The 19,012-nt window shown below is 40.2% G+C and carries 16 protein-coding genes and 1 tRNA gene; 6 read left to right on the top strand and 11 right to left on the bottom strand.

Translation table 11 applies throughout. From position 1 onward, the window contains the following. Position 1 precedes the first annotated feature (1 nt). Positions 2 to 1,042, bottom strand: coding sequence for a thiamine-phosphate kinase (gene thiL, locus EOD41_RS04875; protein ID WP_127703677.1), 1,041 nt, complete (start codon positions 1,040 to 1,042; stop codon positions 2 to 4). A 98-nt stretch (positions 1,043 to 1,140) separates the two neighbouring features. Beyond that, the gene (gene nadA, locus EOD41_RS04870) at positions 1,141 to 2,133 is read right to left on the bottom strand and encodes a quinolinate synthase NadA (protein ID WP_127703676.1); all 993 of its coding nucleotides are present in this window, start codon (positions 2,131 to 2,133) and stop codon (positions 1,141 to 1,143) included. A gap of 411 nt (positions 2,134 to 2,544) precedes the next feature. Between nadA and nadB the strand changes: the two genes are divergently transcribed. Further along, on the top strand, positions 2,545 to 4,137 hold the full coding sequence (gene nadB / locus EOD41_RS04865) for an L-aspartate oxidase (protein WP_127703675.1): 1,593 nt from the start codon (positions 2,545 to 2,547) through the stop codon (positions 4,135 to 4,137). A gap of 11 nt (positions 4,138 to 4,148) precedes the next feature. Beyond that, the gene (locus EOD41_RS04860; RefSeq protein ID WP_127703674.1) at positions 4,149 to 4,529 is read left to right on the top strand and encodes a DUF5071 domain-containing protein; all 381 of its coding nucleotides are present in this window, start codon (positions 4,149 to 4,151) and stop codon (positions 4,527 to 4,529) included. Positions 4,530 to 4,540: 11 nt separating this feature from the next. Here the strand turns inward: EOD41_RS04860 and EOD41_RS04855 are convergent. Beyond that, a tRNA-Gly gene (locus EOD41_RS04855) sits at positions 4,541 to 4,613 on the bottom strand. A gap of 61 nt (positions 4,614 to 4,674) precedes the next feature. On the opposite strand from EOD41_RS04855, the gene EOD41_RS04850 reads away from it, so the two are divergent. Then, the gene (locus tag EOD41_RS04850; protein ID WP_127703673.1) at positions 4,675 to 5,187 is read left to right on the top strand and encodes a gamma carbonic anhydrase family protein; all 513 of its coding nucleotides are present in this window, start codon (positions 4,675 to 4,677) and stop codon (positions 5,185 to 5,187) included. Here the strand turns inward: EOD41_RS04850 and EOD41_RS04845 are convergent. The 4 genes from EOD41_RS04845 to EOD41_RS04830 form a co-directional block, all read right to left on the bottom strand. Further along, positions 5,177 to 6,739, bottom strand: coding sequence for an Ig-like domain-containing protein (locus EOD41_RS04845; RefSeq protein WP_164849886.1), 1,563 nt, complete (start codon positions 6,737 to 6,739; stop codon positions 5,177 to 5,179). The two genes, EOD41_RS04850 and EOD41_RS04845, sit on opposite strands and share 11 nt — an antisense overlap. Positions 6,740 to 6,936: 197 nt before the next feature. Then, the gene (gene mnmG / locus EOD41_RS04840; protein ID WP_127704460.1) at positions 6,937 to 8,799 is read right to left on the bottom strand and encodes a tRNA uridine-5-carboxymethylaminomethyl(34) synthesis enzyme MnmG; all 1,863 of its coding nucleotides are present in this window, start codon (positions 8,797 to 8,799) and stop codon (positions 6,937 to 6,939) included. Positions 8,800 to 8,855: 56 nt separating this feature from the next. Continuing rightward, on the bottom strand, positions 8,856 to 10,721 hold the full coding sequence (locus tag EOD41_RS04835) for an ABC-F family ATP-binding cassette domain-containing protein (protein WP_127703671.1): 1,866 nt from the start codon (positions 10,719 to 10,721) through the stop codon (positions 8,856 to 8,858). Beyond that, positions 10,718 to 11,374 carry an NAD(P)H-binding protein gene (locus tag EOD41_RS04830; protein WP_127703670.1) on the bottom strand — a complete coding sequence of 219 codons (657 nt, stop codon included), beginning with the start codon at positions 11,372 to 11,374 and terminating at the stop codon, positions 10,718 to 10,720. Before EOD41_RS04830 ends, EOD41_RS04835 begins: the two co-directional genes overlap by 4 nt. A 350-nt stretch (positions 11,375 to 11,724) precedes the next feature. Between EOD41_RS04830 and EOD41_RS04825 the strand changes: the two genes are divergently transcribed. From EOD41_RS04825 to EOD41_RS04815, 3 genes are read left to right on the top strand one after another with little or no spacing between them, the layout of a single operon-like run. Next, complete coding sequence (locus EOD41_RS04825) at positions 11,725 to 12,501, top strand: MlaE family ABC transporter permease (protein ID WP_127703669.1); 777 nt, start codon at positions 11,725 to 11,727, stop codon at positions 12,499 to 12,501. A 1-nt stretch (position 12,502) separates the two neighbouring features. Continuing rightward, positions 12,503 to 13,291, top strand: coding sequence for an ABC transporter ATP-binding protein (locus tag EOD41_RS04820; RefSeq protein WP_127703668.1), 789 nt, complete (start codon positions 12,503 to 12,505; stop codon positions 13,289 to 13,291). Continuing rightward, complete coding sequence (locus EOD41_RS04815; RefSeq protein WP_127703667.1) at positions 13,288 to 14,124, top strand: MlaD family protein; 837 nt, start codon at positions 13,288 to 13,290, stop codon at positions 14,122 to 14,124. The genes EOD41_RS04820 and EOD41_RS04815 overlap by 4 nt, the downstream gene beginning before the upstream one ends. Before the next feature lie 39 nt (positions 14,125 to 14,163). On the opposite strand, the gene EOD41_RS04810 is transcribed toward EOD41_RS04815, so the two are convergent. Genes EOD41_RS04810 through EOD41_RS04795 form a run of 4 tightly spaced genes read right to left on the bottom strand, consistent with a single transcriptional unit; the run spans position 14,164 to position 18,869 of the window. Continuing rightward, positions 14,164 to 14,676, bottom strand: coding sequence for a glutathione peroxidase (locus EOD41_RS04810; protein WP_127703666.1), 513 nt, complete (start codon positions 14,674 to 14,676; stop codon positions 14,164 to 14,166). Positions 14,677 to 14,705: 29 nt separating this feature from the next. Next, on the bottom strand, positions 14,706 to 15,137 hold the full coding sequence (ybeY, locus tag EOD41_RS04805; protein WP_127703665.1) for an rRNA maturation RNase YbeY: 432 nt from the start codon (positions 15,135 to 15,137) through the stop codon (positions 14,706 to 14,708). Then, a complete protein-coding gene (locus tag EOD41_RS04800; protein WP_240663186.1) occupies positions 15,137 to 15,571 on the bottom strand; it encodes an ATP-binding protein in 435 nt (144 codons plus the stop codon). The genes ybeY and EOD41_RS04800 overlap by 1 nt, the downstream gene beginning before the upstream one ends. Continuing rightward, positions 15,561 to 18,869 (bottom strand): DUF4175 family protein, encoded by a 3,309-nt coding sequence (locus EOD41_RS04795; RefSeq protein ID WP_127703664.1) that lies wholly within the window; start codon positions 18,867 to 18,869, stop codon positions 15,561 to 15,563. The genes EOD41_RS04800 and EOD41_RS04795 overlap by 11 nt, the downstream gene beginning before the upstream one ends. Positions 18,870 to 19,012: the final 143 nt, after the last annotated feature.

Below are 19,012 nucleotides of genomic sequence, written 5' to 3'. Positions count from 1 at the left end.
TTTAGTTTTTAAACGCGTTCCAGCCTTGTGCCGTCAGCTTGTGCACATTGCCGCTTTTTGTAATTAAATTACAGCCGGCAGAAGCTTCGGTAATATGCCCGATGATTGTGAAGTCCATCTTAAACTTTATATTGTCGTAGTCGGCTTGTTTTACTGTGAAAAGCAGCTCGTAGTCTTCGCCGCCACTTAACGCGCACACAGTAGGGTCAAGATTGAATTCACGCGCAGTTTCGTAGGTCATCGGGTCGAGCGGAATTTTTTCTTCGTATAGATTACAACCTTTATTACTTTGGTTGCAAATATGTAGAATTTCAGATGCCAAACCATCTGATACATCAATCATCGCCGTAGGTTTTACATCAATTTCTTTAAGCAATTCTACAATATCTTTACGCGCTTCAGGTTTTAACTGACGTTCAACAATATAGTCCTTACCTTCCAGGTCAGGCTGTATATTTGGATTTTCAAGATAAACCAGTTTCTCACGCTCAAGCAACTGCAAGCCAACATAAGCGCCACCTAAGTCGCCCGAAACACATATCAGATCACCTTCTTCAGCAGTATTACGGTACACTACTTCATTTTCATCAGCATAACCAATTGAAGTTATACTGATAACCAAACCTTGTTTTGATGAGGTTGTATCGCCGCCAATAATATCTACATTATATTTTTCGCAGGCGATGTACATGCCTTCGTATAATTCTTCAACAGCCTCAAGCGGAAATTTACTTGATAGTCCCAGAGAAACGGTAACCTGAGTAGCAACACCGTTCATGGCATAAATATCGCTCAGGTTTACCTGTATAGCTTTATAACCTAAGTGTTTCAAGGGTGTATAGGCCAGGTCAAAATGTATTCCTTCCAGCAGCATGTCTGTTGATACCAGTACTTTTTTTCCTTGCGGATCAAGTACCGCGGCGTCATCGCCAATACCTTTTATGCTTGTTGGTTGCTTTAATTCTACATTTTGAGTAAGATGCTTTATCAGCCCAAACTCGCCTAACTCCTGTATGTTGGTTTTTTCCTTATTATCAAACATATTATTATGATTTCACCGATTATTAATATGATTTCACTGATTTTATAAAAAGGATAATCGGTGAAATCATATCCTAAAATCAGTGAAATTATAGAAAATTAAAGACCTAAACGTGCTGATATCTCCAGCATCCTTTCAATAGGTTTTACCGCTTTTTCAATAATATCTGCCGGTACGGTAACTTCCGGTAGTTCATTTTTTATACACAAGTAAAGTTTTTCAAGTGTATTACGTTTCATGTGCGGGCAATCATTGCAAGCACACATGTTATTTGGTGGCGCCGGTATAAATACTTTTTCCGGATTATCTTTTTGCATCTGGTGCAATATGCCCGATTCTGTTGCTACTATAAACTCCTTATCTGGCTGACTTGTAGCGTATTTTAATATCCCGGTTGTTGACCCTATATAATCGGCCATTTCTAAAATAACATCCTCACATTCAGGATGTGCAAGCAGTTTAGCACCCGGATGGCGTTCCCGCAATTTTGTAATCTTCTCACGCGAGAAAATTTCATGTACCATACATGCGCCATTCCATAATACCAGGTCGCGGCCGGTTTTTTTAGCCACATAGGCACCCAGGTTTTTATCAGGCCCAAAGATGATCTTCTGATCTTTCGGCAAACTTTCAACAATCTGCACAGCGTTGCTCGAGGTACAAACAATATCGCTTAGCGCTTTAAGTTCGGCAGTACAATTCACGTAAGTGATGACCAGGTGATCAGGATATGCTTCCTTAAACTTCCTGAACAAATGCGGCGGGCAGCTGTCGGCTAACGAGCAACCTGCTTTTACATCGGGTAATAAAACCTTTTTTGTTGGCGAGAGTATTTTGGCTGTTTCGGCCATAAAGTGCACTCCCGCGAATACGATGATATCGGCATCGGTTTTAGCTGCCTGTTGCGACAGGCCAAGACTGTCGCCAATGTAGTCGGCAATATCCTGTATATCACCGTCCTGATAATAGTGGGCAAGTATAACTGCATTCTTCTCTTTTTTTAAGCGGTTAATTTCTTCAAAAAGATCAAGCGTCGGATCTATTTCTTCCTCCACAAAACCCTTCACATTTATTTCCTCTAAGATATCCATTTCAACAAAGCAATTAATAACAACTCTTTTTATATGTATAAGAAAACTATAATTTATTAAGGTGTTAGTTATGTTAAAAATTTGAGATACAAAACACGTTAAAAGTTGTTTCCCAAAACTTACTAACAACTTTATCCATATTTATATTTTTTAGTTTACTGAAAATTAATGGGATAACGTTTCTCACATTTGTGTTAACAAGTTATTATGTTAATATTTTCAATGTGTCAAACTTGTTGAATTCGTCAGGAAACTGTCTAACAAATCATTTAAAAATTCTGTTTTTCTTCCGCAAAAATACAGCTTATCCACGTCTTTATTTTTTATTATTTATTTACTTACATAAAATTAACAGGTTATAAGGCGGCTTCTTAACACAAGTATTACTTTTGCACAACTTATATTTTATATATGCCTAAAAATGTTGATTTCCTTGTTATAGGTTCAGGTATCGCCGGATTGAGTTTTGCACTAAAGGCCGCTAAGCATGGTAAGGTACTGATAGTTACAAAGGCTAATGAAGATGAATCGAACACTAAGTATGCCCAGGGCGGTGTCGCGGTGGTTGTGGATAAAAAGGAAGATTCGTTTGAAAAGCATATAAAAGACACCCTTATCGCCGGCGATGGCTTATGTGACCCTGAAGTTGTGGAAGCCGTGGTAAAAGAAGGTCCGGAAAGAATTAATGAAATTATTGATTACGGAACCAATTTCGACAAGACGCATGATGGGATTTATGACCTGGCAAAAGAGGGCGGCCACTCCGAATTTCGGGTACTACATTACAAGGATATCACCGGTTTTGAAATGGAGCGCGCGTTGCTCGAAAAGATACATGAAGAACCTAATATTGAAATACTCACTCATTATTTTGCAGTAGACCTGATAACACAGCACCATTTAGGTGAGTTTGTAGATAAATCTTCAACAAATATCACCTGTTATGGTATATATGCTTTTAATACTGAAACAAGCACGGTTGAAAAGATATTATCGAAAGTAACCGTAATGGCATCGGGGGGTGCAGGGCATATATACTCGGTTACTACCAACCCAACTATTGCTACAGGTGATGGCGTGGCCATGGTTTATCGTGCCAAGGGAAAAGTACGTAATATGGAATTTATCCAGTTCCATCCAACAGCCTTATATAATCCCGGCGAATATCCATCATTCCTGATATCAGAGGCGGTACGTGGTTTCGGAGGTGTTTTGAAACGCACTAATGGTGAAGAATTTATGCACGAGTATGATGAGCGCGGATCATTAGCACCGCGTGATATTGTTGCCCGGGCAATCGACTCAGAGATAAAAAAATCAGGTGAAGACTTTGTTTATCTCGACGTTCGTCATCGTACCAAGAAGGATATACTGCAGCATTTTCCTAATATATATGCCAAGTGTTTAGAAGTTGGTATTGATATGACAAGGGATATGATACCTGTTGCGCCGGCTTGCCATTATATGTGCGGCGGCGTAATGGTTGACCATCAGGGAAGGTCGTCAATTATGCGTTTATATGCATGCGGCGAATGTTCATCAACTGGTCTGCATGGTGCTAACCGTTTGGCTTCCAATTCGTTATTGGAAGCATTGGTATTTGCACACCGTATATATAAAGATGCTGTAAAAGTATTTGCATCGGCTAATATACCTGAAGGAATCCCTGACTGGGATGAAAAGGGTGTACAGTTATTAAACGAAGATATCCTGGTAACACACAATCTGCGCGAAATGCAGAAGCTGATGAATGATTATGTGGGTATTGTCCGCTCTGATTTCAGGCTTGAACGTGCCATGCGTCGTCTAGGCTTGTTGTATGAAGAAACCGAAGATTTCTACAAGAAAACAAAGTTATCTGTTAAACTATGCGAGTTGCGTAATTTAATACAGGTATCGTACCTTGTAGTAAAATCGGCCATGATGCGTAAGGAAAGTAGGGGACTGCATTATACTACTGATTACCCGGAGCATGCTGAACAGTTGCAGGATACGGTATTTTAGATATCTTTACTATGAATATCAGAAATTTAATACCGAAGGATAAATTTGATGAAAGCGGTGTTGAAGAACTTAAAAAGCTTTCATTCGAGCAGATCAAGCCTATAATTCCAAATTTGTTAGAATGGATGCAAGACATGAATTGGCCGGTTGCAAGGTGTATAGCTGATATATTAGAACCCTTTGCTCATAGAATTACTTACGAAATATTATACATCTTAAAATCCGATGATGTAATGTGGAAATTTTGGATTTTGTGTGTTCTTATTAAGTCGACAAATGATCCTTTGATATTAAAAGAGATAGAAAGGCTTGCAAAAAATCCGACAAGAGAAGAAATTGAGAATGATGTTGATCTTGTGGCAATTTCAATTTTAAATGGTGAGTATGAATAAAAATACTGTTGAGCGGAAAACGGGATTCGAACCCGCGGCCTTCAGTTTGGGAAACTGATGCTCTACCTACTGAGCTATTTCCGCTTATGGTGTCTCAAACATAGAAATAAAAACAACAATTAGCTAACTCATTACTTATTAATAGATGCCCGTTATTTTGCCTGTAAAAGATAAAAGCCCTGCCTGGGGAAACGATTGCTTTATTGCTGAAAACGCCACCATTGTTGGTGATGTTGTGATGGGTGATAACTGCTCTGTATGGTTCAATGCTGTTATTCGTGGGGATGTGCATTATATTAAGATAGGCAACAATACCAATATACAAGACGGAGCTGTTATACACGCCACTTACGTAAAAGCACCTACCAACATTGGTAATTGCGTATCAGTAGGGCATAATGCTATTGTGCATGGCTGTACAGTTCACGACAACGTATTGATAGGTATGGGCGCCATTGTAATGGATCATGCAGTTGTTGAGCCCTTCGTTATCATTGCTGCAGGTTCTGTTGTTCTTGAAAATACTATTTGTGAGTCAGGTTATTTATATGCCGGCACTCCAGCCAAAAAAATAAAGCCCATTACTAATGAGCAAAGGGCCTTACTTAAAAAATTGCCTGATAATTATATCATGTATTCAAGCTGGTTTAAGGAATAACCGGTTCTTTCGGGATGGTGATAGCTTCTTCAGCTTCCCAGTTCGCCCTTAGTGTTATTTCCTTATCATATATCCATATATTCTCCGGCTGACGCATTTGCCGAACGTTACCGCTGTCCCATCTGCCGTTTTTGTTGGCGTCATATATTACCCTTACCGTGTACTTTGCCGTGGGGAAGTTGTTATATACAATAGATGAGTTTTTGGTTATAATATCGGTACGTATAAGATTCTTTTCATCACGAAATATCTCAACGATATATTGCTTAGTTGGATCAGGCACGCTTACTTTTAGCGTTAACATACTATAATTCTCCGGCTTATCTATGGTAAATTTCTTGAGTGCTTTTTTGTTTTTATTACCATAGATATCAGTAAAAGCACCTTCATCAAAAGTAAGCTGATAACTTACATCCTGTTTCCATCTGTATCTCATAACAAGCCTGCGTACAGAGGATGTGTCTTTTACTATCTGAAAATTACTTACTACGGCAGAATCTTCCTTCAAGGTTATCATAGCAGGATTTATACTTTCAACCGGCAATGAAGGTGTTAATAATAGGTCATTTGATGGCCTTAGCTTATTGTCGCTGCTGATATTATAGCTGAATGTTATTCCTTTCTGAAAGCTTTCTTTACGGTTTTTGCGAAGCGTTGTGGTATCTATTGGGCTATTATTATCGCTTACTGCCACACTTACCGAATCAAAGTCCATATTCCGCATAAATATATAGGCGGTATCTCTCGTCTTGCTGAACTCAACCATTTTCTGGTTATCCAGTCCTGCCGGACTAATAATTTTAACAGATGGTTTAAACAGACGTTTATTGAACACCATAAGTATTTTACCATCGACATCAAAGCGACGTTCTACAAATCTGAAGTTTTCAGGATCCTGCTGGAACAATCTTAGCTGTATGTTTGAGGTATCTTTTGTAAGCCTGATGGTATCTTTTATAAAGGCAACCAATTCGGCTTCATTGTCATATACACGATTTGGGCTTGCTTCTTTTATGGCATAAATACGGTAGCTATCTTCACGCAGGTTATTCAGGCTGAAGTTACCTGATGAGTCGGTTGTTGCAAAAATTGAGGGTTTCTTCTTACTATAAAACAATGAATCTTTTGATAGGGGAAATAACAGTACCGAAACATCTTTTTCCTTTTGTAAGGTTTGCGTATTGGTCACATTTCCGCTGATGCTTAACGAATCAATATGCGGGCCGGTTGAAAACACATAGGTAAAGTTTTTCATGGCGTTAGCCTCGTTCACGTCGGCAATGGCTTTACCAAAATTTATTACGTAAGTAGTGTTCTTTTCAAGCGAGTCCTGAAATTCAATTACCAGTTTTTTTCTGCGTACGTTATATTCCGGAAGTTTCTCCTGAGTAGGGCTGATGCTAATTTCCTGGTATTGGTTGGTCAGTTTGAAAAACTCGTCAAAATCCATTTCAATTTTTTTGGCGTTGAAATTTCTCGTCATGTTTGGCGGATTGGCCTGCAAAAGTTTGGGAGGAGTAAGATCACGAGGACCTCCCTGTGGCCTTTGCATGTTTGCGCATCCCCAAACCAGAAAAAGCAGACAAATAAAGACGTAAAAAAAGATGAATTTAGGCGATTTTGGATTTAAGACCATTTTTAAGGCTTATAAGCTATTTTATATTTTTTATGAAGATTAATATTAAAAACGAAAAATAAGCCGTTTTATTTGATATTTTATAATTTATTGATTTACAAGAGGTTGCGTTTTTATCTTGTCAGATGCACCATCAAAACCGATATATCTGAAGGTGACACACCCGAAATGCGAGATGCCTGACCTAAAGTACGTGGTTTTATCTTCATCAATTTTTCTCTCGCTTCTTTTGAAACTGACACAAGCTGATTATAATTAAAATCAGGATTGATAGAGCGGTCTTCCATTCGTTTCATTTTTTCTACAATCTCTAATTCCTTATCAAAATAACTTTCATATTTTATTTTGATCTCAGCTTGTTCAATTGTTTCTATATCATATTTACTAAGCAACTCAGCTAAATCACTATCAGCTTTTTTCAAGTCGTTAAACGAAACCTGAGGACGGCTCAATAAGTTAAATAGTTTAACATTTTGTGAAATTGTGCTTGTACCTAATTCTTCCAGCAAACCGTTCACTGCGCTTTGGCCAATTGATTTGTTTTTTGTGTAAGCTACTATAGCGTCCGAATTTTTAATCTTGTCATTTACTTTTGCCAAACGTTCATCACTGATCAAGCCAAGCTCATGGCCAATAGGGCTTAGGCGTATATCGGCATTGTCCTGACGAAGTAATAGGCGGTGTTCAGCACGTGATGTAAACATACGGTACGGCTCTTCGGTACCTTTAGTTACCAGGTCATCAATCAACACACCGATATATGATTCTGAACGTTTCATTATCAGCTCGTGCTTATCATGCACTTTTTGATGCGCGTTTATACCTGCAATAAAACCTTGCGATGCTGCTTCCTCATAACCCGTGGTACCGTTTATTTGGCCGGCAAAGAAAAGGTTACTGATCAATTTCGTTTCCAGCGTTAGATTCAACTGCGTAGGGGGGAAGTAATCATACTCTATTGCATAACCCGGACGGAACATTTTTGCATTCCCAAACCCCGGTATTTTAGTCAGCGCGCGATATTGTACATCCTCTGGTAATGAAGTAGAGAAGCCATTTACATAAATCTCTACCGTATTTAAACCTTCCGGTTCTACAAATATCTGGTGACGTTCGCGCTCGGCAAAGCGGTTTATCTTATCTTCAATTGATGGGCAGTAACGAGGGCCAAGGCCTTTGATGCGTCCGGTAAACATTGGCGATTTTTCAAAGCCTTCCTTTAACGTTTCATGTACCTCGCTGTTTGTATAAGTAATCCAACAGCAGCGCTGCTCTTGTATTTGTTCTACATTAGTATAGGAAAAGCGGCCGCGTACTTCGTCACCCCATTGCTCTTCCATTAGGGAATAATTCAAACTACGACCATCTACGCGGGGTGGGGTGCCGGTTTTCATTCTACCTGCTTCAAACCTAAGTTCGGTTAGTTGCTCAGTTAGCCCTGTAGCTGCTTTCTCACCTGTACGGCCTCCGCCAAACCGTTTTTCACCTATATGAATTATCCCATTTAAAAAAGTCCCGTTGGTGAGCACTACGGCATCAGCCTCTATTTCTACTCCAATAGATGTTCTAACACCATATACAGTATTTCCTTTTACCAGAAGTGAACTCACCATGTCCTGCCAAAAATCAACATTAGGTGTTTTTTCAAGTGCAAGGCGCCATTCTTCAGCAAAACGCATCCTGTCGCTTTGCGCACGAGGGCTCCACATGGCAGGCCCTTTGGATTGGTTAAGCATCCTAAATTGAATAGATGTTTTATCGGTTATTATACCAGAATAACCACCCATAGCATCAACTTCACGTACTATTTGGCCCTTAGCCACACCTCCCATTGCCGGGTTGCAGCTCATTTGGGCAATAGTCCCCATGTTCATCGTTATCAATAGAACCGATGATCCTAAGTTGGCAGCAGCAGCAGCAGCTTCACAGCCTGCATGACCCGCTCCAACTACTATAACGTTATATTTCTTAAACATTCTTTCTTCATGTTCCACGTGGAACATGCCTCAATAAAAACGTTCCACGTGGAACGTTAACCTTCATTTAGTTCAATTAATTCAATCCAGCGCATGCTTTTTTCTTCAAGATCGGCATTTAACTTATCAATTTCTTGCAGTGTATGGTTTAAAGATGAAGCTTCAATGCCAGATGTATTTAATTTTTCGTTAGCGGTTTTAATAGCTAATTCTAGCTGCTGGATATTGCTTTCAAGGGTTTCAAGTTCTTTTAACTCCTTAAAGTTTAATTTATTTTTTTTGGCAACAGGTTTTGTTTCAGTTTTTACTTCTGCTTTTTGCTTGGCTTGTTGTTTCTCTTCTTCCTGTTCCAAACGGTATGATGAGTAATTACCATTGAATATCCTGACACTGCCATTACCTTCCATGATGAAAAGCTGGTCGGTTAATTTATCAAGTAAGTACCTGTCGTGCGATACAAGCATTAATACACCTGTGTAAGTCGTTAAAAACTCTTCCAATACATTTAGTGTATCTATATCAAGGTCGTTAGTTGGCTCGTCCAGTATCAGGAAGTTTGGATTCTTCATCAGGATACTCATCAGCTGCAATCTTTTCTTTTCACCGCCGCTCAGGTTTGCAATGAATCCATGCTGTTTTTTAGGAGGGAAGAGGAAAAGTGTAAGCAACTGTGAAGCAGAAATGGTTTTACCATCAGCCATAGTAATATAATCAGCTACATTCTTTACTACATCAATTACCCGTTCCTCCTGATTAAAAGTAATACCTGCCTGATGGAAATAACCTAATACAGTTGTCTCGCCTTTTACAACAGAGCCGCTATCAGGTTGTAAATTTCCGGTTATCAAATTTAATAGAGTAGACTTACCGGTTCCATTCTTTCCGGCAAGGCCAATTCTGTCACCTTTTTTAAACACATAATCGAACCCATCTATAAATGTTCGACCGTTGAAACCTTTAACAACACTTTCCAGCTCCATTATCTTATTTCCCTGGCGCGCAGTTTTAACACTTAATTCAACCTTAGCTTTTGGGCCGGCATTCTTGGTTTTGTCCTCAAGTTCATAAAAGGCATTTATACGAGCTTGTGATTTTGTTCCACGTGCCTGCGGTTGCCTGCGCATCCACTCAAGTTCTTTCTTAAGCAGATTGCTGTTTTTTTGAAACTGAGCCTCGTTAGCGGCTTCACGATCAGCTTTCTTCTCTAAAAAATAGCCGTAGTTTCCTGCGTAAGTATATATTTTGCCGTTATCTATCTCAATGATTTCATTACAAACGTTATCAAGAAAGTATCGGTCGTGTGTAACCATTAATATGGTTTTATTACCTTCAGTAAGCAGCTTTTCAAGCCATTCTATGGTATCAATGTCCAAATGATTGGTGGGCTCATCCAGTACATATACTTCCGGGTCTTCAATAAGTAATCGTGCAAGAGCTAAGCGCTTTTTTTGACCCCCTGATAAAGAAGAAATGTTTTGGTTAAGTTGATGGATATCTAACCTACCTAAAATTGTTTTAATTTTATATTCATACTCCCAGGCATCAACTTCACTAAGTTCTGTCATTACTTTTTCAAGAGCAGCACTGTTTTCAGGATCATTCTCCAGCAACTCTTCGTACTTGCGTATTAACTGTTGCTGTACATTGTCTTCATGAAAGATATAATCGCTGATTGTAACCGCGTTCTTAAATTTAGGATCCTGCTCCAGATATCCCACACGCAAATCACGCGCGCGAACGGCTTTGCCTTCAGTAGGGGCAAGCTGTCCTGAAAGTATCTTTAACAACGTCGACTTGCCGGCGCCGTTAACACCAACCAAAGCCACACGCCGACCACGATTTATACCAATAGTTTGATGTTTAAACAGCCAATGGTCGTGAAATGAATGTCCTAAGTTCTCCGCTGATAGATACGTACTCACACTAATTCCTTTATTTTATCTGTGGTATAAGTAAATACACCTGTTTTATTATTTAACGATTGATTGAGCATTGCTTGCGCTACGGTTTCAGACTTAATACTACGGTATTTTTTTAAACCACCAATAAGCAGCGGATTTACTAAATTCATTAATCCGTTTATAAAAACCTCTGCCGGACGACTACCGTCATTTCTACCCTTTAAGAATGAAGGCTGATAGATATGCAAGCTGTTTATTCCGCTTAGCTTCAAATCTTGTTCGGCTTGGCCTTTGGTTCTTAAGTAAAAATTTGATGATTTATCATTAGCGCCAATTGCTGATATAAAATGAAAATGTTCCACCCGATTATGCGCCGCTAATTTTGCTATTGTTACAGGATAATTATGATCTATTTTATAGTAGATATCCCTGTCAGGCGTTTGGCTTTGAGTAGTTCCCAAACAGCAAAATATAGCATGGCCATTTATCAGGCTGGCATATTGCTCCAAATCATTTAAATTAATTATGGCTTGGCTAAGCTTTTCGTGTTGTACTGGCAGCTCTTTACGTGACACAGCCAACACTTCACCATACTGAGGATGCTGAAGCAGCATAGGCAACAGCTTGCTACCTATTAATCCGCTTGCGCCAAATATTATTGCCTTATATACCATTTGCTATTGATAATCAATTACAAAAATACATAATAATTAATTGGCAATTAATTTTAAATGTTTAAACATATAATTTTATTAAGTTAAAATGAAAAATATTGTGATTTATTAGCATAAGGTCTGTCGATATTTTAAGGTTCTAAATTGATGGTACAACATCAAACAAAAGGAATGCATTTAGTGTTTATGATGCAAGTTCTGTAACCATTGAAACCGTTGCACGATCGCACTTGCTGATACCTGAAAAACCTGATGTAATTGCCGTACGCCTTCTTCTCTGTTTACTTAACCATGCAGCATAAAACAAATGACTGTGTTTGTTGTAGTTGTGAATTATATCGTAAGTAATTATGGCAGAGCAAGTAATACCGGCATGGAAACGATGGCTTGAGGGCATAGGTGAGCAAGGCGCTTTCTTTTCACGCTTTGTCCGCAATATTTTTGCCGGCGGTTTTGAATGGTCTGAATTTGTGCGGCAGTGCTATGAAATTGGTTACCGGTCGTTCACCCTGGTAGGTATAACTTCATTCATTATGGGGCTTGTGCTGATATTACAGCTTAGGCCTACCATGGTTGATTTTGGTGCCGAAAGTATGCTGCCGAGAACCTTATCTATTGCCCTGATACGTGAGATTGGCCCCGTGATAACAGCTATTATATGCGCGGGAAAAATTGCTTCAAGCATCGGTGCCGAGCTGGGCAGTATGAAAGTTACCGAGCAGATAGATGCCATGGAGGTATCGGGCGCTAATCCTATACAATACCTGGTAGTTACACGAATAATCGCGGCCGCGGTAATGGTACCCCTGCTTACCCTTTTGGGCGACGTTATCGGCCTGCTGGGTGGTTTCCTGGCTATCAATTTAACTGATGAAGTAAGTTTCTTTCTGTACTTCAACAAGTGTATTGCTTCCATTGAATTTTATGATCTTTTCCCGGCGTTTATAAAAACCATATTTTTTGGCTTCGCGATAGGCTTTGTAGGATGCTACAAAGGCTACAATTCAAATAAGGGTACTGAAAGTGTGGGTGTTGCCGCTAACTCAGCTGTGGTTATGGCCTCACTGTGGATTTTTGTGATTGATGCTATTGCTGTCCAGATAACCAATTTATTATACTATCAATAAAATGGAAAAGGAAACTGCACAAAAATACCACAGAGAGTCGGATACCATGGAAGATGAAGTGGTTATCCACATCAAAGGGCTTAAAAAATCCTTTGGTAACAAAGAGGTTCTAAAGAACATTAATCTTGACGTAAAAAAAGGTGAGAATGTTGTAGTATTGGGCCGTTCAGGTCAGGGGAAATCAGTTACTATACAATGTATTGTGGGTTTACTTAAGCCTGATGAAGGCGAACTTACCGTATTTGGTGAAGACGTAACTGAGATGTCTGACGATGAACTGAAGCAGTTGCGCATAAAAATCGGTTTTCTGTTTCAAAGCGGCGCTTTGTACGACAGTATGACCGTACGTGAAAACCTGGAGTTTCCGCTTACCCGGGTACTTAAGATGAAAGATCAGGCGGAGATAGATCAACGTATCGAAGAAGTACTTGAAGGTGTAGGCCTGCTTGACGCTATGGATAAAATGCCGTCAGACCTGTCAGGTGGTATGCGTAAACGTATCGGCCTGGCGCGTACCATTATTGTTAAGCCGGAGATCATTTTATATGATGAGCCGACCACCGGGCTTGACCCAATCACTTCGCGTGAGATAAGTGAACTGATACTTACTCTGCAAAAAAAGTACAAAACTACCTCTATAATAATTACACACGACCTGGAGTGTGCAAAAATCACGGCCGACCGTATTGTGGTAATGAATGAGGGTGAATATATAGCCGAAGGTACGCTTGAAGAAATGCTGCAATCGGACAACGAATTAGTAAAATCTTTTTTAAGGGACATCTCATGAAAACAACATCTTCGCAGAAGGTAAAAATAGGTTTGTTCACCGTAGCAGGCATAGCTGTGCTGGTATTGGCTATATTTTTTATAGGCAGCCGTAAAAGTTTGTTCAATTCAACATTTGGCGTTTACGGCGAATTTAAAAACGTAAGCGGCTTGCAGGTAGGCAATAATGTGCGCTTCGCCGGTATAAACGTAGGCGTGGTAGAAAACATCCAGATAGTTACCGACAGCATGGTACGTGTTGATTTGACCATCAACTCAAACGTTAGGAAATTCATTAAAAAGGATTCTAAAATCAGCATCAGCAGCGATGGTTTAATGGGTGATAAACTGATAGCCATTGCTCCGGGCGGTGTAAAAACGCAGGAACCTGTTGAGCAGGGAGACAGGCTTACAGCCGTTAACCCGCTTGATGTTGATAAGATATTTAATAAGCTTACAAGGGTGGCCGATAATGCCGAAAAGCTATCGTCAAACTTGTCAGACATCGTTTATAAAATAAATACCGGTAAAGGAAGTATAGGCCGTTTACTGAATGATGATAAAATAGCTGAGGATCTAAAGGGCACTGTTAAACAGGCTAAATCAACCATTAAAACAGTTGATGCGGCTACCGTTACGCTGCATGAAGATTTGAAAGCCGCACAGCACAACTTCCTGCTAAGAGGTTTCTTTAAAAAGAAAGAAAAAGCCGCCAAAGCAAGGCAAGACTCAATACGTAAAGCCCAGGAAAAGGCAGCAAAGGAACGTAAGAAACAGCAGGAAGAAGCCGCTAAAAAAGCTGAAGAAGAACGCAAGAAACAAGAAGAAGAGGCTGAAAAAGCCAATAAAAAATAATGCAAATGAAAAAGGCGCTGTTAAAGCGCCTTTTTCATGTTATATAGCTCCGGTTATTTCGGGCGATAGTGGCTTGGTAGCCGAGCGGTAACGATGTATTAGTTTGCCGTTCTCATCAATCAAAAACTTTTCAAAGTTCCATTTTATTTCACCTGTAAAATCAGGGTTAGGTTCGCTGGTAAGAAACTTAAACAGTGGGTGTATGTCATCACCCTTTACGCTGATCTTTTCGTTAAGCGGGAACGTAACACCATAATTTTTCTGGCAAAAAGTTTTTATCTCAGCGTTTGCGCCGGGCTCCTGACCGCCAAAGTTGTTTGCCGGAAAACCGATTACTACCAATTTATCTTTATACTGATCTGCAAGTTTTTGCAGCTCGGCATATTGCGGCGTAAAACCACACTCTGAAGCCGTATTTACAATCAGCAGTTTTTTGCCTTTATATTTCGACAGCGAAAACTCTTTACCGTCAATTGAGGTGAGCTTAAAATCGTAAACGGAAGAAGCAGGGGCGGTAAACATAAGTGCGAGGATTATAGCCAATGTTTTCATGGGTTAATTTGTTGATTATGAAATCAAAATTAGGAATTAAAAGAACGCCTATTCAAATAAAAATCTTCTTTTAATGTCATGTTTTTCTTATCGGCCGGCTTTTTATCAGTGTAACCCAGCAGATGCAATGCGCCATGAATAATTACCCGGTGCAGTTCGTCTGTTTCGCTAACATTAAACTTACTTGCATTCTCCCGAGTACGTTCAACAGATATAAAGATATCGCCCACAATAAGCCCTTCGGTATCCGAATTATCAAACGTGACGATATCAGTATAGGTGTCATGATCAAGATATTCCCTGTTTATTTCAATCAAGTATGCGTCTGAACAAAATATATAGTTCAGCTCACTTAGCCTGTAGCCTTCAGCAATAATAGTGTCCTTTATCCAGTTCCGTATGTGTGTTTTATTTTTTAGCTTGAAACTGATATCCTCTTCAAAAAACTGTATAGCGGGCATTATATCTTAAAGTGTAGTTCAATTTCGTTGCCGGTGCTATTAAACACACACTGGTCGGCCAGGTGCTTTACAATATAAACGCCCCGGCCGGTAAGTTTTTCCAGATTCTCGGGTGCGGTAGGGTCGGGCAAGTGGGTGTAGTCAAACCCCGGGCCTTCGTCAGTTATGGTCCATACTATTTTTTTCAATTCTACCTCAGCGTTCACTATCACTTTTTTATTCTCGTCCAGTTTATTACCGTGCACTATAGCATTGGTTACTGCTTCGCTAAGGCAGGTCATCATATTCGCAAATACATCGTCGCCTACGTGATATTTATCAGCTATTTCCTCAACAAGGTTCTCCAGGTGTGCAATGCTCTCGAGCTTAGAGGGAAGCTGCAGCGTATATAATTCACCTGTCTGAACATTTTCCTGTTCCATGTTACTTTCCATTTAGTAGTTCAAAGTAGTTCTTAATTTTCTCTTTATAATAGATGTTGAAGGCAGGTGAAACAGTCCGTATCTGTTCGGTTTGTTTATTTTTTTGCTGCTGAAAATCCCGTAAAGCTTTTACATATCCGGGCGGCATATCTTTGCCCGCGTTACTTTCCCGTCTGTTATCCTGTTCTCTTTGTTGTTCGGCTTTTTCGGCATCAAGCAAACGTGCTTGTATCTGCTGCTGCCTTCTTATCGTTTCTTCACTTATTTTTCTGTTTACGATTTCAGTTTCAGTTTGTTCCATTTCTTTCGAAATTTTATCCAAATTACCTAAACCGTTTTTACCGTCTTTATTTTCCTGCTGACTAAGCTTTTGTAAAGCCTCACGTATCATTTGCTGCTGGCGGGCCATTCTGGCCAGCTGCTCGCTCATGCCGTTTTGCCCTTGCCCGCTTTTGCCCTGGTTACCCTGCTGCTTCATCTGCTCACGCATTTTTTGCATGTTTTGATTAAGCTGCTGTTGCATTTTTGCCAGTTGCCCGGCCGATTGCTGCTTCTTTTTACCTTTTCCGCTGCCTCCGCCCTGAGCGTTTTGCAATTGTTCCAGCGCTTCACTCAACATCAGTGCCAAATTGTTCATCGCCGTCATGGCATACTGCTGGCTGCGCAATGCCTCGTGGCTGCGGCGGTCGCCCATGCTTTGCAAAGCTTTTTCAATATTGGTGTTTATTGCCTCAACTTCTTTGTTAACAGCCGATTGTATTTGAGGCACCCTGCGGCTAAGCGCATACAGGCTATCCTGCGCAGTTTTCAAATTGTCTTTTATATCTTTTTGTTTTTGCGCCAGCGCCACATAGCCCGGGTCGCCGGGGTTCATGTTCCTGAGCGCCTGCATGGTTTTTTCCTGACTAAACGAACTATTTAATAGACTCTTCAATAGCTCACGTAGTTGCGCGGCATTAATGTTATTCTCACTTTCTTCACCTTCCTGTTGCTGCTGCTGCATCTTTTGCGCCATCTGCTGCATTTTTTGTGCGGCCTGTTTTTGTGAATTTGATGCCTTCTTGTTATCGTTTTTCTTCAGGTTTTCCTTGCTGTTGTTCATTTCCTGTTCAACAGACTGCTCATCCTTTTCAGGCTTATCAAAATTCATTTTATCTCCTGATGCCTTGTCTTCTTCTTCAAGGCTTTTCAGCGATTCTTTTACATCGTTAAACTCATTTTGCAGTTTTTGCTGTTCCTGCATCAATTCCTGAGTGTTCTTATTTTGCTGCTGGGTTTGATCTGATAACTTTTGTTGCTGTTCGGCAAGCTCGTTAAGGCGGTTGATGTTCTGCTCAACTTTCTGATCAAAAGCCAGCTTTTTATACAGTTCAAGCACACGGTCGAGTTCTTTTTTCAGCATCTTGTTGTCCATCTGCATTTTTGAAAGCTCGTCGCGGGTATCGTCTTTATCACCTTTTTCAAGCATGTCCTGCAGTTTTTTTAACAACTCCTGCGTTTTCGGGTCGAGCACGTTGTTAAACAAGTCGGCTATCTGCTGCTGCTTTTGTTTAATTTCTTCACTTTGCTGTTGGTTCTCGCTACGGTTGTACTGGTTCTTTTTATTTTCATCCTGGATCTCCTTAATCAGATTATTCAGTTCCATACGTTTTTGCAACAGCTGCTCCACCTGCTTTTTTTCATCAAAAGAAAGCGTATTCTTATCAAGCAGCATCTTGTTCAGCTTTTGCGATTCCTTTTCAATTTGGGCGGCAAGTTTTATAGCCGATTCGGTTTTGTTTTGAACCGCCTTACTGCCTGCTTCCAGCTGTTCATTCAATTGTTTGGCATCTGGCACATTCAATGTACGCTCAGCCGAACGGCTTATTTTCGGACCGGATACACCATCGTTATCAGCCACCTCAAAATAGTAAGTAACCTGATCGCCGGGTTGGATGTTCAGTTTCTTCAAATCCCAAAAGTAAAAGAACCCTGCCTGCGCCTGCGACAGATCAGCCTTAACCGGTTTACTGTAAACCTTGTTGCCAATGCGGTAATGAAAAGTCAGGCTGCTGAACCCATGATCGTCCTGAATATTACCTGTAAAATACAAGGCTTTAGTGCTTACCGAGTCCTCTTTTTGCTCGACAGTTATAGCCGGAGCTTCATCGTTCACAACCGTTATTTGGTATGATGATGAGTCGGCGTTGGTAACATTTTCGTTCGAGGTAGTAATTTTATAACGGGTGCTTTTCAACACTTTTTCGCTGTGATTAAATAAATCAACATTCGATACTTTAAGCACATGTTCATTCTCATTGATATTGAAGGACAATTGCGAAGCATAGCGCGTACGTATTTGCCAGTTAACAATAGTACCGGCGGGTAGGGTCAGGTCGCCGGCATTTGACAATTTTTCAGGCGCTTTATGCAGGTAAGCCGGGTATTGCAGCTCTACGTCAAAATTGATAAGGGTAGGGCGGTTGTTCACCGTAACCTGGTAAACCTGCGATGCTATGCCGTTGGCTGTTAACCTGAACGGTGTGCTCTGCTGCAGGTTTTTGAACTGATAACTGAAACGGCTCACCGATTTTTTTTCGAGCCGGAAAGTATTGCCGCCAACCTCGATGTATACATCAGCCGGAAAATTATTGCCCTCAAGTTTTATTTCAAGTGGCAAATCATCACCTTGTACTGCTTTAAGGCTGCTGTTAAGTACCTTAAATTGATACGGCGCTATAGGCGCGAAATATTCGTTATGCTTAACCAGCCTTTTTGTACTTTCTGTTAATATCGATGGCGCTGCAAAAGCGATGATACAAAGCGCGCCAAACGGGATCAGTGCCCATTTTAAATAGCGGCGGTTCTGCTTCAGGTCGATAGCCGAAGGAAAACTTACCGGTTTAAGCTCTTTAATTTTTTGTTCGATGCCGGCCTCTATCAGCGCCTGTTGTCGCGGGTCGTTCAACGCAAGCTTTTTAAGCTGCAGGGTATTTAGCAGTTTGTCATTCACATGTGAAAAATGCCTGCCGATGATTTGCGCGGCTTCATCGTGTGAAAGTGTTTTGCTTACTTTTAGCCAGGCGAGTAACGATGGAATAATAAGCCAAACAATAAGCGCGGCGTTTATGCCGATAAACAAGTAAAACAATACCGTGCGTAAAACGGTATTAAAATTTCCGTAATATTCGGTAACAGTAACTAACAGATAAACAGAAAACAGCCCGGCGCCAAGGAAGATCAATCCGCGCAGCAAATTGTTAAAATAATACTTCTGTATAAAAGCATTAATTTTTTCAATTAAAACTGCGTAGTTGTCAGGCTGATTCATGGCTTATATGCAGTAGTTAAACGAATAATAAGTTTTAAATCGTATAACCATATATTAGCTTTAAAGTTAATAATATAACTTAAGCTGTGCATCGAACGAGAAACTTTATGACGATATTCACACTTTACAGTACAAAATAACTA

Origin of the sequence: Mucilaginibacter limnophilus, assembly GCF_004005815.1 — a bacterium.
GTDB classification, from domain to species: domain Bacteria; phylum Bacteroidota; class Bacteroidia; order Sphingobacteriales; family Sphingobacteriaceae; genus Mucilaginibacter; species Mucilaginibacter limnophilus.
Note: the sequence above shows the minus strand (reverse complement) of the source record. Positions and strands in the feature narration are given on the sequence as shown.